The organism is Variovorax sp. GrIS 2.14 (assembly GCF_046115955.1).
GTDB lineage: Bacteria > Pseudomonadota > Gammaproteobacteria > Burkholderiales > Burkholderiaceae_C > Variovorax.
Map to the genome: position 1 here is coordinate 762,630 of NZ_JBJXIA010000001.1, position 15,733 is coordinate 778,362.

Annotated in this window: 13 protein-coding genes; 6 read left to right on the top strand and 7 right to left on the bottom strand. The window is 65.4% G+C overall.

What is annotated here, in order from left to right:
• Window positions 1-71: 71 nt before the first annotated feature.
• On the top strand, window positions 72-1,187 hold the full coding sequence (locus tag RCH10_RS03560) for an NADH:flavin oxidoreductase/NADH oxidase (protein ID WP_409051284.1): 1,116 nt from the start codon (window positions 72-74) through the stop codon (window positions 1,185-1,187).
• A 13-nt stretch (window positions 1,188-1,200) separates the two neighbouring features.
• Here RCH10_RS03560 and RCH10_RS03565 read toward each other — a convergent pair whose 3' ends face one another.
• From RCH10_RS03565 to RCH10_RS03580, 4 genes are all read right to left on the bottom strand, one after another.
• A complete protein-coding gene (locus tag RCH10_RS03565; RefSeq protein ID WP_409051285.1) occupies window positions 1,201-2,499 on the bottom strand; it encodes an MFS transporter in 1,299 nt (432 codons plus the stop codon).
• 114 nt (window positions 2,500-2,613) lie between these two features.
• Window positions 2,614-3,216: a redoxin domain-containing protein gene (locus tag RCH10_RS03570; RefSeq protein WP_409051335.1), complete on the bottom strand. Its 603-nt coding sequence runs from the start codon at window positions 3,214-3,216 to the stop codon at window positions 2,614-2,616.
• A 246-nt stretch (window positions 3,217-3,462) separates the two neighbouring features.
• On the bottom strand, window positions 3,463-5,745 hold the full coding sequence (locus tag RCH10_RS03575; RefSeq protein ID WP_409051286.1) for a protein-disulfide reductase DsbD family protein: 2,283 nt from the start codon (window positions 5,743-5,745) through the stop codon (window positions 3,463-3,465).
• Window positions 5,742-6,560, bottom strand: coding sequence for an alanyl-tRNA editing protein (locus RCH10_RS03580; protein ID WP_409051287.1), 819 nt, complete (start codon window positions 6,558-6,560; stop codon window positions 5,742-5,744). Before RCH10_RS03580 ends, RCH10_RS03575 begins: the two co-directional genes overlap by 4 nt.
• A gap of 127 nt (window positions 6,561-6,687) precedes the next feature.
• Between RCH10_RS03580 and RCH10_RS03585 the strand changes: the two genes are divergently transcribed.
• Window positions 6,688-8,046, top strand: a complete 1,359-nt coding sequence (locus RCH10_RS03585; RefSeq protein WP_409051288.1) for a PQQ-dependent sugar dehydrogenase — start codon at window positions 6,688-6,690, stop codon at window positions 8,044-8,046.
• Window positions 8,047-8,084: 38 nt separating this feature from the next.
• On the opposite strand, the gene RCH10_RS03590 is transcribed toward RCH10_RS03585, so the two are convergent.
• Window positions 8,085-9,095, bottom strand: a complete 1,011-nt coding sequence (locus tag RCH10_RS03590) for a zinc-binding alcohol dehydrogenase family protein (RefSeq protein ID WP_409051289.1) — start codon at window positions 9,093-9,095, stop codon at window positions 8,085-8,087.
• 58 nt (window positions 9,096-9,153) lie between these two features.
• Window positions 9,154-9,951 carry an SDR family oxidoreductase gene (locus tag RCH10_RS03595; protein WP_323498383.1) on the bottom strand — a complete coding sequence of 266 codons (798 nt, stop codon included), beginning with the start codon at window positions 9,949-9,951 and terminating at the stop codon, window positions 9,154-9,156.
• A 33-nt stretch (window positions 9,952-9,984) separates the two neighbouring features.
• Here RCH10_RS03595 and RCH10_RS03600 point away from each other — a divergent pair, with 33 nt between their 5' ends.
• Both RCH10_RS03600 and RCH10_RS03605 read left to right on the top strand, forming a co-directional pair.
• Window positions 9,985-10,836: a creatininase family protein gene (locus RCH10_RS03600; protein WP_409051290.1), complete on the top strand. Its 852-nt coding sequence runs from the start codon at window positions 9,985-9,987 to the stop codon at window positions 10,834-10,836.
• Window positions 10,833-11,642: a molybdate ABC transporter substrate-binding protein gene (locus tag RCH10_RS03605; protein WP_409051291.1), complete on the top strand. Its 810-nt coding sequence runs from the start codon at window positions 10,833-10,835 to the stop codon at window positions 11,640-11,642. The genes RCH10_RS03600 and RCH10_RS03605 overlap by 4 nt, the downstream gene beginning before the upstream one ends.
• Before the next feature lie 45 nt (window positions 11,643-11,687).
• Here the strand turns inward: RCH10_RS03605 and RCH10_RS03610 are convergent, their stop codons facing one another.
• On the bottom strand, window positions 11,688-12,326 hold the full coding sequence (locus tag RCH10_RS03610; RefSeq protein ID WP_409051292.1) for a YbhB/YbcL family Raf kinase inhibitor-like protein: 639 nt from the start codon (window positions 12,324-12,326) through the stop codon (window positions 11,688-11,690).
• A gap of 107 nt (window positions 12,327-12,433) precedes the next feature.
• On the opposite strand from RCH10_RS03610, the gene RCH10_RS03615 reads away from it, so the two are divergent.
• Together RCH10_RS03615 and RCH10_RS03620 are read left to right on the top strand one after the other, a co-directional pair.
• On the top strand, window positions 12,434-13,951 hold the full coding sequence (locus tag RCH10_RS03615; protein ID WP_409051293.1) for an ATPase domain-containing protein: 1,518 nt from the start codon (window positions 12,434-12,436) through the stop codon (window positions 13,949-13,951).
• A 2-nt stretch (window positions 13,952-13,953) separates the two neighbouring features.
• Window positions 13,954-15,690 (top strand): response regulator, encoded by a 1,737-nt coding sequence (locus tag RCH10_RS03620; RefSeq protein ID WP_409051294.1) that lies wholly within the window; start codon window positions 13,954-13,956, stop codon window positions 15,688-15,690.
• Window positions 15,691-15,733: the final 43 nt, after the last annotated feature.

Below are 15,733 nucleotides of genomic sequence, written 5' to 3' on the forward strand. Positions count from 1 at the left end.
TTTTGAGGGCGGGTGCGTCGAGGGGCCGCATTGTTGGCATGCTGGGAACGCCTACCTACCGGAGTTTGCTCGTGAGTGCCCTTTTTTCGCCTTTCACCTTGCGTGATCTCACGGTGCCCAATCGCATCGTCGTCTCTCCCATGTGCCAGTACTCCGCGACCGACGGGCAAGCCAATGCATGGCATCTCATTCATCTCGGCGGCCTCGCCTTGTCGGGGGCGGGCATGCTGATCATCGAAGCGACTGCCGTGGAGGCACTCGGCCGCATCACACCGGGTGACCTCGGCCTGTGGGACGACGTTACCGAAGCGGCACTGGTACCCATGCTGGCCGCCATCCGACAGGTTTCGAACACGGCCGTCGTGATGCAAATCGCCCATGCTGGCCGCAAGGCATCGAGCCACGTGCCATGGGATGGCGGGCAACTTATTCCAGCCGACGCGCCGGATGGCTGGGTGCCGCACGCACCGTCGGCCGTGCCGCAGAAAGCAGGCGAAGCGGCATCACTGGCGCTGGATTCCGCCGGCTTGCATCGCGTGCGCGATGCCTTCGTCGCTACGGCGAAACGTGCAGCGCGGCTCGGCATCGACGGCCTGGAAATTCACGGCGCGCACGGCTATTTGCTGCACCAGTTCTTGTCGCCCATTAGCAACCGGCGCAACGACGAATACGGCGGGTCGCTCGAGAACCGGATGCGCTTTCCGCTCGAAGTGTTCGACGCAGTACGCGCCGCTTTCCCCGCCGACAAGCCGGTCGGGCTGAAAGTTTCCGCGACCGATTGGGTCGAAGGCGGATGGGACATCGGGCAGACCATCGCGTTCTCCAAAGAGCTGAAGACGCGCGGCGTCGACTGGATCGACGTCTCGTCAGGCGGCATCTCGCCGCTGCAGAAGATCACCGTCGGCCCCGGTTACCAGGTGCCTTTCGCCAAGGCGGTCAAAGAGGCGACGGGCGTGACGACCATGGCGGTCGGCCTGATCACCGAGGCGCGTCAAGCCGAGGACTTGATTGCCAGCGGGCAGGCCGACTTCGTCGCGCTCGCCAGAGCGATGCTGTACGACCCGCGCTGGGGTTGGCATGCCGCGGCAGCACTGGGTGCGACCGTCGAGGCGCCGCCGCCGTATTGGCGCGCGCCGCCACGGGAGCACCAGGCCGTATTCGGCAACACCGCGTTCGGCGCGCGATGACGCGTGCTTCGGCTCAGGCCGGCACGCCGTAAGGCCGCGGCGCTTGCCGCCGGTACAGCACCAGCGTGGCGATCAGCCCGCAAATCGCAGCCGCCGTCATCCACAAACCGGGCGCGCCTTTGTCGCCCGTCATCTCGATCAGACCGGTCGCGATGGCCGGCGTGAAGCCGCCGAAGATGGCCGTCGCCAGGCTGTATGCCAGCGAGAAGCCGGCGGTGCGCACGTTGACCGGCATCACCTCGGTGAGCGCCACCACCATCGCACCGTTGTAGCTGGCGTACAGGAACGACAGCCACAGTTCGACTTCGAGCATGTGAATAAAGCTCGGCGAACCGACCAGCCATTTCAGCGAGGGGTACGCGGTGAAGATCGCCAGCACCGTGAAGATGATCAGCAGCGGCTTGCGGCCCACGCGGTCCGACACTGCGCCCATCACCGGCAACCAGATGAAGTTCGAAATCGCCACGCACAGCGTGACGATCAGCGCATCGGTCGTGCTCAGGTGCAGCACCGCCTTTCCAAAGGTCGGCGTGTACACGGTGATGAGATAGAAGCTCACCGTCGTCATCGACACCAGCATCATTCCGGCGACCACCAGGCCCCAGTTGGCGACCATCGACTGGAAAATTTCCCGCGCATCCGGCCGATGCTTGCGCGCCATGAACTCTTCGGTTTCCTGCAGCGAGCGGCGCAGGAAAAACAGCACCGGCACGATCAGGCAACCGACGAAAAACGGAATGCGCCAGTAGAAGTCGGTGACTTCGACCTGGGTGAAGGTCACGTTGAGCCAGTAGCCCAGCGCCGCCGCGACGACGATCGCCACCTGCTGGCTGGCCGATTGCCACGCAACATAGAAGCCCTTGTGGCCGGGCGTCGCCATTTCAGACAGATACACCGACACGCCGCCCAGCTCCACGCCGGCCGAAAAGCCTTGCAGCAAACGGCCGATCAGCACCAAAACGGGCGCCGCCAGGCCGATGGTCGCGTAGCCCGGTACGCAGGCGATGAGCAGGGTGCCGACCGCCATCAGCGCCAGCGTGACGATCAGGCCCTTGCGCCGTCCGACCCGGTCGACGTAGGCGCCGAGAAAAATGGCACCGAGCGGGCGCATCAGAAAGCCCGCGCCGAAGGTCATGAAAGTCAGCATCAAGGATGCGAACTCGTTGCCGGTCGGAAAGAACGCCTTCGAGATCTGCGTGGCATAGAAGCCGAACAGAAAGAAGTCGAACATCTCCATGAAATTACCGCCAGTCACGCGCAAGACGGTGGCGAATTTCGAGGAGGAAGCGATGGAAGTCGTCCCTGGTGTCATGGTCAGCGTCTCAAGTCGTTGGCGGGCAACTCGCGAAGCTAGCTCACCACACTTGACCGGAGGCTGACTTGATTGGTCAGCTTGGGTCCACGCCTGCGTTCAGGCCTGGACCGGCTAGGCTTTGTACCGGATCGAGTTCCCGTAGGCGCGCGTCGTTGCAGCCGAAATCGGCTTGCCGCCGAAGGCTTCGCCCAATGCCTGGTTCACGTAGTTGGTCGCGGTCTTGACGTCATCGGGCCGAGACGATGCGATGCTGTCGATGGCGCCTGCGTAGACCAGCATCCCCGTGGGGTCGACGATGGAGATATGCGGCGTGGTGCGCGCACCGTAAGCCTGGCCGATGGCACCGTCTTCGTCCATCAGCACAGCGCTCGGCGCGGCACCTTGCTCTTTCATCCAGCTGTCGAGCGCGGCCGGCTTCAGGTAGTCGCTGGCGGCGCGTTCGGTCGAGCTGATGGACAACCAGACCACGCCCTTGGACGTTGCGGACTTTTGGGTGGCGGCCATGTTGCCGCTGCCGTAGTGCTTGCGAACGAAAGGGCAGCCAGGGTTGGTCCATTCGAGCACCACGAACTTGCCGGCGAAGTCCGAAAGCTTGTGCTGCTGGCCGCGGGTGTCGACGGCGATGAAGTCGGGCGCCTGCTGGCCGACGGACGGCGCTGCGAAGGCAGTGGTGCCCACCAAGAAGGTGGCGCCAAGCGCCACAGCCGCCGCCATGACGGCGCGGCGCGAGGCGCGATCGAGTGCGGCACGGGCGTTGCGTGCGGTCTGCGCGACACGGCGGGTGCGGGATGGAGAAGACGAGGGCGTCGCTGACCCGCGAGATTCGTTGGATTTGCTGGATTCAGTTTGGGAAGGAGATGGCTGGGCCAACTTGGACTCCTGACAGTGAAAAATCTAACACCGACCACAGCTTAGGCCGCTTTTCTAACGCCGGTGTGACAACCCGTAGCCGCCCGAGTCTTACAGCGCGGCGAGCGCGGCCCGGACCTCTTCTGCGCTGAGGATTTCCGTCATGACGACCGGCGCTTTACCTGCGACGTGAAGCACATAGACCGGTACGCCGCTGCGGCCCAGCGCCGTCAGGGCGGCGGTGATCGTCGGATCCTGGCGGGTCCAGTCGGCGCGCAGCAGCGCCACGTTGCGCGCCTCGAAATCAGCCAGCACAGCGGCGTTGTTCAAGGTCGCCTTCTTGTTGTACTGACAGGTGACGCACCACGCCGCAGTGAAGTCGACGAACACCGGCCGGCCTTCGGCATTGAGTTCGGCCACGCGCGCCGCCGACCACGTTTGCCAGCGCGCGCCGCTCGCAGCGACCGCCGGTTCAACCGTGCGCACGATGTTGCCGCCGATGGCGACCACCACCGCCGCGCTGCACACCACCAGCAAGCCCGAGACGAGCATGCGAGTGCGGCCGCGCAGCGTGAACGACCAGGCGAGGGCAGAGAGGCACACCAGCAGCCCGAGCAACGCGCCAGCACCGTCGATGCCGCTTTGCTGGCCGAGCACCCACACCAGCCAGGCGACGGTGGCGAACATCGGAAACGCCATGACATGCCGCAGTGTTTCCATCCAGGCGCCCGGCTTTGGCAGCAGCCGTGCGACCGCCGGGATAAAGCCTGCTGCCAGGTACGGCAACGCCAGCCCGAAGCCGAGTGCGGCAAACAGCATCAGCGCCTGCGCTGCCGGCAGCGCGATGGCGAAGCCGAGCGAGGCGCCCATGAATGGCGCCGTGCAGGGCGAGGCGATGACGACGGCCAGGATTCCCGACAAGAAGTCGTTGGCGACCGGGTGCCTTACCTGCGCGGCGCACAGCGAATGCGGCACCAGGATGCCGAACTGGAACACTCCGACCAGGTTGAGCCCGATCATCGTGAAGAGGCCGGCCAGCACCGCCACGACCACCGGCGACTGCAACTGAAAGCCCCAACCCATCTGTTCGCCGGCGGCACGCAACATCAGCATCGCACCGCCCAGCGCCAGGAACGACAACATCACGCCGGCCGTGTAGGCGACGCTGGCGCTGCGGTGGCCGCGCTTGTCGCCAGCCTGGCGTGCGAAACCCAGCACCTTGATCGCCAGCACGGGGAACACGCACGGCATCAGGTTGAGCAGCAGGCCGCCGATGAAGGCACCGAAGAGGGCGGCGATGAAGCTGCCAGCGGTGGCTGAGGTCGGGGTCGCAGCCAAGACCGCAGCCGCGTTGGCAGCCAGCGCGGATTGCAGGGCCGGCGAGACTTCTGCGCGCGGTGCGGAGGTCGGCCAGATGCCGGAGACGGGCGCTTCGGCACGCCATGCGATGGGCTGGCCGGGCTGGCGGTCCGACACTGCCAGTGTCACCACCACGGGCATGACGGTCGGGCGGGCGCTGCGCTGGTCGGCCAACGGGATGGTGGCGGTCCATGTCGCGCCGTCCCAAGCCTGCGTCCAGTCCTTGCCCGGAATCGCCGCGGTATGGATCACGTCGCCGGTTTCGGGGAAGAAGCCGAGCGTCTTGCCCTGCACCGCGGCGGGCAGGCCGTCGAGGCGCACCTTGAGCGTCTTGCCCTGCACCTCGATCGTGCCGGGCCGGGCGAGCGCGACCGGCTGCGCTGCCAGCGCCGCATCGAAGCCGGCCTTGTCGAGCGCGGTCGAGCCCTGAACCGGAAGCTTGAGAGAAAAATCGCCCTGCTCGGGAATGCATTCCTGCCGGCACACCAGCCACGACGCCTTGAGCCGGATGTCGATGTCGGGGCTGCCAGTCAGCGAGGTGGCGGGCTTGAAGTCAGGCGCGACCATGAGCGGCACCGGCAACACCACCGTGCCTTCATAGCCGTAGTTGGCCAGCGTCCCGACCGCGATCTTTTCGGGCACCGGCCAGGCAATGTCGCCGGCGGTGATGCCGGGTGGCAGCGTCAGCGCCAGCTCGGTGGGCAAGCCGGAATCGCCAGCGTTCTTCCAGTACGTGTGCCATTGCGGCTGGTGGGCGATCTGGAGGCCGACCCATACTGGGGCGCCAGGCGCCACGCCATCGGGCGCATAGGCAATGAGTTCGGCGCGCACGTGCGAGGTGGTGACGACGGCGCTGGTCTTGGGCGACAGCTGGGCGTGGGCTGGAAAGCTGAACGACAGCACGGTTGCTACGGAAAGGAGAGCCGCCGTAGCGCTGCTGCGAGCCGCTTTGGACGCGTCACTGAACAACGTCCGGAACGATCCTCCCACGCCGGGCGTCGGTCGAGCGGGAAGAAGCGGTGCAGAAGGGTTCATGCCGGAATGTCGGAGCGGGGAGTGATCGGGTTAGTTCCGGCCGGCGCGGCCCAACCGAGGATGACCCGTCGGCTGTTAGCGCTTTTCTTCTCTATCTTCGTCACCACCACGGCGCCGATCTCCGACGTGTTTGCAACATGCGTGCCGCCGCAGGGCTGGAAGTCGATCTGCTCGCTTTTCTCCTCGCCGTTGCCAGTGCGCCCGATGCGGATCGTGCGCACCGTACCGCTGCCACGCGGCGGCTGCACGCTCATGCTCTTGATCAAAGCCGGGTTGGCATCAAGCTCGGCATCCGTGATGGCGCCAACCGCCAGCGGATGCGCTGCGGCCACGAGCCGTGCGAGGCCGGCGGTCAGCGCGTCCTTGTCGAGCGGCTCGGTCATATGAAAGTCGAGCCGCGCGTAGTCGGGCGTGATCGAGCAGCCGTTGACCGGTTGCGGCACCAGATGGCACAGCAGATGGGTGGCGGTGTGAAAGCGCATGAGTCGATGGCGGCGTTCCCAGTCGATGCGAGCCATGACGCGATCGCCCGGCTGCAGCGTGGCGAGCAAAACGGCAGCGTCAGCCTGATCGGGCGCCGGCAAATGAACGATCTCGGCGGTCGGCTTGCCGTCGGCATCTTTCGCCTTGCGGGTGTCGACGATGACCATTTCGCGCCCATCGGCCAGCGTCAAAACGCCACTGTCCCCGGCCTGACCGCCGCCCAGCGGGTAGAACACCGTGCGGTCCAGCACGATGCCCGCCTCGTCGACGCGCACGATACGGGCTTCGCATTCGCGCAGGTAGGCGTCGGTGCGGAACAGGTCTTCGGTCATGCGGCATGGTAGCGGCGATGCGCCAAAGGGGTGCGCTCACGGCAGAAAGCGCCTGTCGCCGACAGCGTTTGCCTGTGAGTCGAGCAAGCTGCTCGGACGTCCGATGGACGTGCAAGGAGAATTCCGAATGAACCGATTTACGACGCGCCGGCCCGCCGAGGTGCTGACCGTCATGGCCGTCGCCACTGCAATGCTGCTCGCCGCTTGCAGTGAAACCGCCAAGCTGCCGCCAGAACGCACGACCGGCCCCACACCCCAGCTGGCCGCCCCCAACCCGACGCTGATTCCCACCGTCAACATCGCGCCCGCCGTCGGCTGGACCGACACCGCCGGGCCGACGCCCGCCAGCGGGTTCGCGGTGACGGCCCTGGCGCGCGGGCTCGACCATCCGCGCTGGGTCTACGTGCTGCCGAACGGCGACGTGCTGGTGGCCGAAAGCAACAAGCCCCCGAAGCCGAACGAGCCCAAGGACGGCGGCGACGGCCTCTTCGCGCAGATCAGGCAAAAGATCATGGGCATGGTCATGAAGCGTGCCGGCGCCGGCACGCCCAGCGCCAACCGCATTACGCTGCTGCGTGACACTAACAACGACGGTGTGGCGGAGGTCAAGGAAATCTTCCTGCAGAACCTCACCTCGCCCTACGGCATGGTGCTGGTCGGCAACGAACTCTTCATCGCCAACGCCGATGCGCTGATAAAGGTGCCCTATACCGAAGGCCAGACCAAGATCACCGCAGCGCCCACGCTGGTGACCGACCTGCCGGCTGGCATCAACCACCACTGGACCAAGAACGTGATCGCCAACCGCGACGGCACCAAGCTCTATGTGACGGTCGGCTCCAACAGCAACATCGGCGAGAACGGCATCCCGGCCGAAGAAGGCCGAGCCGCCATATGGGAAGTCGATGTCAAGAGCGGCGCCAAGCGACTCTTCGCGAGCGGCCTGCGCAATCCGAACGGCATGGGTTTCGAGCCCGACACCCAAGTGCTGTGGACCGTGGTCAACGAGCGAGACGAGATCGGCAGCGACCTGGTTCCCGACTATCTCACCTCCGTCAAGGACGGCGCTTTCTATGGATGGCCGTGGAGCTACTACGGGGGCCATGTCGATGTGCGCGTCTCGCCGCAGCGACCCGACATGGTGGCCAAGGCGATCCCGCCCGACTTCGCGCTCGGTTCCCACGTGGCGCCGCTCGGCATGACCTTCTCCAGCGCACGTGGCATGCCGGGCGATTTCGCCAATGGCGTGTTCATCGGCGAGCACGGCTCGTGGAACCGCAAGCCGCTGTCGGGCTACAAAGTGGTGTTCGTGCCCTTCATCGGCGGCCGCCCTAGCGGCGCGCCGGTTGATGTGCTCACTGGTTTTTTGACTGCCGACGAGAAGGCGCAAGGCAGACCGGTCGGCGTCGCGCTGGACAAGTCGGGTGCGCTGCTGGTGGCAGACGACGTGGGTAACGCTGTCTGGCGGGTGTCGAAGGCCAAGTAAGAGCGCCGGGCCGAGCCTAGCCGAGCTAGAGGTCTGGGCTAGAACCCCTGCAGCACGACCTTCCCCTGTGCCTTGCCGCTCTCGACCAGCGCATGTGCCTTTCTCAAGTTGGCCGCGTTGATGGTGCCGAGATTGGCGTTGACAGTCGTGCGGACCTTGCCAGCGTCGACCAGCGCTGCGACTTCGGCCAGCAGCTTGCCCTGCTCGTCCATGTCGGGCGTCTCGAAACGAGAGCGCGCGAACATCATTTCCCAATGCAGTGACAGGCACTTGGTCTTGAGCGGCATCGCGTCCAGCATCGGCATGTCGTCGATCACCGCGATGCTGCCTTGCGGCTTCAAGCTCTCGATGATCTGCGCGTAGTGCTGCACCGTCTGCGTGAGGCTGGCGACCATGTCGACCTCGCCGAAGCAACCGGCCCTGAGCTCGGTTGCAAGTGGCCTGGAATGGTCGATGACCGCATGCGCGCCGAGGTCCAGGCACCACTGGCGTGTCTCCGCGCGCGACGCGGTGGCAATGACCTTCAACTGCGTGAGCTGGCGGGCCAGCTGAATGAGGATCGAGCCGACGCCACCGGCACCGCCGACGATCAGCAGCGTCTGTCCGGCGCCGCCGCCCTTCGGTACGCCGAGCCGATCGAACAGGAGTTCGTAGGCAGTGATCGTGGTCAACGGCAGCGCGGCCGCTTGCGCATCGTCCAGGCTCGTCGGTGCCTTTGCCACGATGCGTTCGTCGACTGCGTGGAGCTCGCTGTTGGCCCCCGGCCGCGTGATCGAGCCGGCGTAGTACACGCGGTCGCCGACCTTGAAGTTCTTCACCTCGGCGCCGATCGCCTCGACGAGGCCGACCACATCCCAGCCCAGTACCTTGGTCTGGCCGGGCTCGGGCGCGGCGTTCTTGCGCACCTTGGTGTCGACCGGGTTGACCGAGATCGCTTTCACGCGCACCAGCAGGTCGCGCGGGCCGGGGCTGGGCGCGGACAGCTCGAAGTCTTCGAGCGCCGCAGGATCGTCGATGGGCAATGCGTGGCGGTATCCGACAGCTTTCATGAATCGTTCTTTCTTGCTTTCGATCGGTATCGATCGGTTGTTGTCGGTGCTTGCGGGATCACACCATCGGCGTCACGGCCCCGTCCATCGCCAGGATCGCGCCGGTGATGTAGCTGGCTTTCGACGATGCCAGAAACACCACCGCGTTGGCGATTTCTTCCGGCGTGGCGATGCGGCCGAGCGGCAACCGCGCAGTGGCGCGCTTCAGCGCCTCGTCCATGTCGATGCCTTGCGCCTTGGCGTCGACGGCCAGGCCTTCCTGCAGCCGGGTGGTGAGCGTGAGGCCGGGGTTCACCGCATTCACGCGTACGCCTCGCGGCGCGTAGGCGACAGCCATGCCGGCGCTGACCAGCATGAGCGCCGCGTTGGCTGCGCCGCCCGGCATGTGGACGGGGCTCGCGACCTTGCCGCCGGCGCCGACGACGTTGACGATGGCGCCACGACCTCGCTGGCCCATGCGCTTGACCACCGGATCGATCATGTGGATGGTGGTGAAGTACTTGGCTTCCATCGCTTCATGCCAGACCATGGCGTCGAGCAGATCCGGCGGCGTGCGCTTGGCGGCACCGGCGGAGTTCACCAACACGTCGACCGGGCCGAAGTTGCCTTCGGCTGCATCAAGCGCCTCGATCGCCTCGGAGGGCAGCTTGAGATCGGCGGCATACAGCGCCACGCGGCTGGCGGCGTCGGGGAGTTGCTCAAGGAGCGTGCGCTTAGCTTGATCGAGATTCGCCTGATCACGCGAGACCAGGCTGACGCGCGCGCCTTCGCGCAGAAAACCGAGCGCGCAAGCCAAGCCGATGCCTTTGCTGCCGCCGGTGATGAGGATGTGCTGGTGTTCGAGTTGGAGGTCCATGCCGCCATTGAAACACCGCTCTAAGATTGCTGCATGACCGCATCCAACGCCAGTGCCCCCAGTGCCCCCAGCGCTATCGCGCCGAATCGCTTCTGGGCCGACCTGACGACGCGCGACTTCGCGGCGCTCGACGCGACCCGCACCGTCGCGGTGCTGCCGCTCGGCGCGACCGAGCAGCACGGGCCGCACCTGCCGCTGGGTGTCGACACGCGGCTAGCCGATGGCATCGTGGCCGCGATGCTCCCGTTGTTGCTGCCCGATGCATCGGTGCTGGTGCTTCCGACGCAGGCGATCGGCCTGAGCCCGGAGCACGCGCGCTTTGCCGGCACGCTGACGCTGTCGGCCGAAACGCTCATCCGGATGTGGAAAGAGATCGGCGCCGGCGTGGCCCGTGCCGGCATCAAGAAGCTAGTGCTCTTCAACGCCCACGGCGGGCATGTCGGCGCGATGGACGTCGTGGCGCGCGAGCTGCGCGAGGCGCACGACCTCATCGTCTATAGCGTGAGCTGGTTCAATTTGCCGCTGGGCGATGCAGGCACGCAGTTCGGTGCCGACGAGCATCGCTTCGGCGTGCATGCCGGCGACATCGAGACCTCGATGGTGCTGGCGCTGCATCCTGAACTCGTCCGCATGCAGGCGGCAGAAGACTTCGCGTCCGCATCTCGGCAGCGCGCCGCGGACTACGCCATTTTGGGCAACGGCAAGAGCGCCAAGCTGGGCTGGGCCATGCAGGATTACAACGCGCAGGGCGCGGCTGGCAACGCGCTTGCGGCGACGGCGGTGAAGGGGCGCGCGGTGGTCGAAGCTGCTGCGCGACAACTCGCGTTGCTGCTCGCCGAAGTGGCACGCTTGCCCTTGTCGATTTTGGGAAAGGACCCGGTATGAAGATGAAAACAGAGGCAAAGGCAACGACGGGCGTGGCCTTCAGATCGGTCGCGCGCGTGCTTGGAGGCCTTGCTTGTACAACGTCGCTGGCCTTCACGCCGGCTGCTTTCGCCGACACGATCAAGGTGCTCACATCGGGCGCCTTCAAGCAAGTGGTGCTTGCCTTCGTGCCCGCCTTCGAAGCTGAAACCGGCAACAAGGTCGAAGTTGCCGATGGCACCGCCGGCGCGCTGCAAAAGCGTGTCGATGGCGGTGAGGCATTCGACGTGGTGGTCATCACGCCGGCGGCACTCGCGCGATACGCCGAGACAGGAAAGGTCGTGCCGTCCAGCGTTGCGACCTTGGCAAAAGTCGGCGCTGGCGTGGGTGTGAAGGCGGGCTCGTTGTTGCCGGAGATCCGCACGGTCGAACAGTTCAAGCAGACGGTGCTGAACGCCCGCGCCGTCGCGTACATCGACCCGGCAGCGGGGGGCTCGAGCGGCATCTACCTGCAAGGCTTGTTCGATCGGCTCGGCATCGGCTCGCAGGTCGCGGCCAAGGCGGTGCTCGTGCAGGGTGGCTACTCTGCGGCCAAGCTAGTGACAGGCGAGGCCGATCTGGCGATCCAGCAGATCAGCGAGATCCTGCCGGTAGCCGGGGTCACGCTGGTCGGGCCACTGCCTGAAGAAATCCAGAACTACACCAGCTATGCCGGCGGGGTCGGTGCGGCGTCGATGCATGCGGCCACGGCGCAAGCCTTCATGTCGCGCATGACCGGTGCGGGCGCGGCCGACGTCATTCGTTCCAAAGGCATGTTGGCGCCCTGACGTAATAGGTCTATCGGTCGCCGCTCAGCCTTCACTGGCCTCTGATCAGTCGGCGGCTGGCGTCATCCCGAAAGGCACGGATTCGGTCTTGCCAACCTTGACCGAGCCGTCAGGCCGCTCGCAGGTGCCGATCAGCAATCCGCTCGCCACGGCTCTCGCACGCAGCGCATCCACGAGCTCATCGCGCCCCGGCGTTTCGGAAAACGCATCGCCGGGCTTCAACGCAAAGATTTGAAATGCATAGCGATGCACGCCGTGACCGGGTGGCGGATCGGGTGGCAACCAGGCCGACTGCAGATAAGAGTTGCGACCGGTGTGCAGTCCAGTGCCGTCGTGCTCCGAACTCGCGAGTGCGCCTTCGGCGATGCCGCCGTCCTGCGGTGGCAGATCGACCACGATCGCATGCACCAGCGGGTTGGGCGTCGGCGAGTCGGCGTCTTCCACCAGCAGCACCAGGCTCGCGACATCGGCCGGTACCTTGGCCCATTGCAGCGGGGGCGAGTGGCCGATGCCGTCGGCCGTGTAGCGATCGGGAATGGGTGCGTGATCGACGAAGGCGAGGCTCGAGACTTCGATCGCCGCGAGGCCGCTGCGCAGGCCGAGCGTGTTGAACACGAGTTGGTCGAGGCCGGCACGCACATCGTGCAATGCGTGACCGATGACGTCGGGTAATTTTTCAAGCATGGGACGAGGTATAGCGCGCCTGTCCGGCGCGGGTTGTAGGACGGTGCATGACATGCGCAGCACAAGGTTGCCACCAGAATGTTTTCGAAACGAACACGTCATTCTCCATGCGCACCCCGCCCTCGTCTCCCGCATCTTTCCCGGCGCAGCCGCGCGCTTCTACCGGCATTGCCGGACTCGACAGCGTGCTCGGCGGAGGCCTGCCGCGGGGCCATCTTTATCTGCTCGAAGGAACGCCGGGCGCTGGCAAGACCACCCTCGGCCTGCAATTTCTCCTGGACGGTCGTGAGCGCGGCGAGCGCGGTTTGTACGTGACCCTTTCGGAGACCGCGACCGAGCTCGGCATCGTCGCCGCTTCGCACGGCTGGTCGCTCGAAGGCATCGAGGTTTTCGAGCTCGTTACTGAAGAGGGCCTGAGTCCGTCCGCCGAGCAGTCGATTCTCTATTCATCCGAAGTCGAGCTCGGGGAAACGACGCGCGGAGTCATGTCAGCGGTCCAGCGGCTGACGCCCAGCCGTGTCGTCTTCGACAGTCTTTCCGAGATGCGTTTGCTGTCGCAAGACCCGTTGCGCTATCGCCGTCAGATTCTGGCGCTCAAGCATTTTTTCGCCGCGCGCGAATGCACGGTGCTGCTCCTCGACGACATGACGGCTTCGGGTGGCGACCTGCAATTGCACAGCATCGCCCATGGTGTGCTGGGGCTGGATCAGGCCAGCGGAGACTACGGCCCGGTACGGCGCCATTTGCGCATCGTGAAGATGCGTGGCGTGAAGTACCGCGGTGGCGACCACGACGTGAGCTTGGACACCGGTGGCCTTGAAGTATTTCCGCGTCTCATCGCCTCTGAACACAGGACGGAGTTCGAGGCGTCATCGGTCTGCACGGGAACCACCGCATTCGATGCGTTGCTCGGCGGTGGCCTGGCGCGTGGCAGCAATACGTTGTTCATTGGTCCGTCGGGCGTGGGCAAGACGACGACCGCCATGTCTTGCGTGCTCGCCGCATTGCAACGTGGCGAGCGCGCTTCTTACTACCTGTTCGACGAAGGGATGGGCACCTTGCTGCAGCGCTGCGACTCGCTGAATCTGCCGATTCGCAACTACCTCGACAACGGTCAGCTCGAGGTCTTCGCGCTCGACCCGGCCGAGGTATCACCGGGGCAGTTCACCAACATGGTTCGCAATGCAGTGCAAAAACGCGGCGCCTGCACCGTGGTGATCGACAGTCTCAATGCGTACCTGCAAGCCATGCCGGGTGCCAAGTTCCTGCTGCTGCAGATGCACGAGCTGCTCAACTTCTTGAATCAGCAGGGCATCGTTACTTTGCTGGTGCTCGGGCAGCATGGCATCGTCGGCGACGTGCGCAGCGACCTCGACCTCAGCTATTTGTCGGACGCCATCGTGCTGTTCCGTTTTTTCGAGGCGCGCGGGCAGCTCTTGAAGGCGGTGTCGGTGGTCAAGAGCCGGACGAACCGGCACGAGCTGACGATTCGCGAGTTCAGGCTGGGCGATGCGGGCGTCGAAGTGGGGCCTGCCTTGACCGATTTCGAGGGCGTTCTTTCGGGCGTGCCGTCTTACAGAGGTGGTGTCCGTTTGCTCGGCGACGCGATGGTTGCCGCCGCCTGAGCATGGAAGGGCGCGTACTGATTCATACGCCGCGCGGACGCGATGCCGCGGTGGTGCAAAAGGTTCTGGCCGGTCGCGATCTGGTGGCGTTGGTGTGCGAATCGGCCGAGGAAATGCTGACCAATCTCGATGAAGGCGCGGCGACCGCGATCCTGACCGAAGAGTCTTTGCTGCAAGTGCCGGAGATGCCGTTGAGCGCCTGGCTCACCGCGCAGCCCAGCTGGTCCGATTTTCCTTTTATCGTGTTGGCTTCGCGCGATGCCAATGGTCGTTCGCGAAGGGCGCTTGCGCTGCTGCAGAAACTCGGCAACGTGTTCGTATTGGAGCGGCCAGTGCATTCCGAAACTCTTGCGCGGGCTGCCGACGCCGCAGTGCGTGCGCGTCGCCGCCAATACGCGACGCGGCTCAACCTGCAGCAACTGCAGGACACGCGTGCCGAAGTCGAACGGCTGAACGGCGCGCTCGAGGAACGCATCGTGTCGCGCACCCGCGAGCTGGCGGGCGCCAACGACCGCCTGATGGCTGAGATCGCTGAACGGGAGCGGGCCCAGGCCGCGTTGATCCAGGTGCAGAAGATGGAGGCGATCGGTCGGCTCACGGGCGGCATCGCGCACGACTTCAACAACCTGCTGCACGTGGTCAACATGAACCTCGACATGGTGTCGCGTGTCGCCAAGGACGACAAGGTGCTGGGCATCGCGGCGCGCGCGAAGGGTGCGGTCGGACGCGGCGCCAAGCTGACAGGGCAACTGCTTTCCTTCGCTCGCAACCAGTCGCTGTTGCCGCGGCTGACCGACGTCAATGCGCTGCTGGAAGGGTTGCGCGAACTGGTCGCGGTATCGGTCGGGCCGTCCGTCAACGTCGAACTGCAGCTGGCCGACGAACCCGTCTGGGCCGTGCTCGATGCCAATCAGCTGGAAATGGCCGTGCTCAATCTGGCGGTCAATGCGCGCGACGCCATGCCGGGCGGTGGCGCCCTGACCATCTGCGCATCGGTGGCCCACATGGCTTCTAGTGCGGACGGCCGAGACGCCGGGCATGGCGATGATCCTGTGGGCGCCTTGTTGAAGCCCGGTCCCTATGTCGCCGTGTCGGTGGTCGACACCGGCGCTGGCATTCCTCCTCATCTGTTGACCAAGGTGTTCGACCCGTTCTTCACGACCAAGCCAGTAGGCAGCGGCACAGGCCTGGGGCTGAGCCAGGTCTATGGCTTCGCGCAGCAGTCGGGCGGCATTGCCACGGTGCGCAGCGAGGAAGGTCGCGGCACCGTGGTCGAGATGCGCTTTCCGGCGTCGAACGATCGGGTCCAAGCCGGGGCCTCGAACGCTGCGATACCGACGCCTGACGTCGCCGCCGAGCGGCAGAGGGTGCTGGTGATCGAAGACGACGCCGAGGTTCGCCGCGCCATCGTCGACAGTCTGACGATGCTGGGTTACGCGGTGAGCGAAGCGGCTGGCGGTGCCAGTGGACTGGCCGCGCTCGGGGCTGCGCCGCAGGATTTGCTGATCGTCGACTACGCCATGCCCGGCATGAATGGCGCCGAAGTGATCGCCAGGGCGCGCGAGCAGGCAGGCGATATTCCGGTGATCCTGGCGACCGGCTATGCCGACATGGCCGAGGTCGGACGTGTGCTCGGTACGCAGTCGATCCTGATCAAGCCTTTCGATATTTCGACACTCGCAACAGCCGTGTCAAAGGCGCTTCAGCCTGCGCTCGTCGCACCGACAGAACACAGTTAGCCGTCAGCTTGGTCGCTCTATCATCGGGCGGTTTCAACAACCG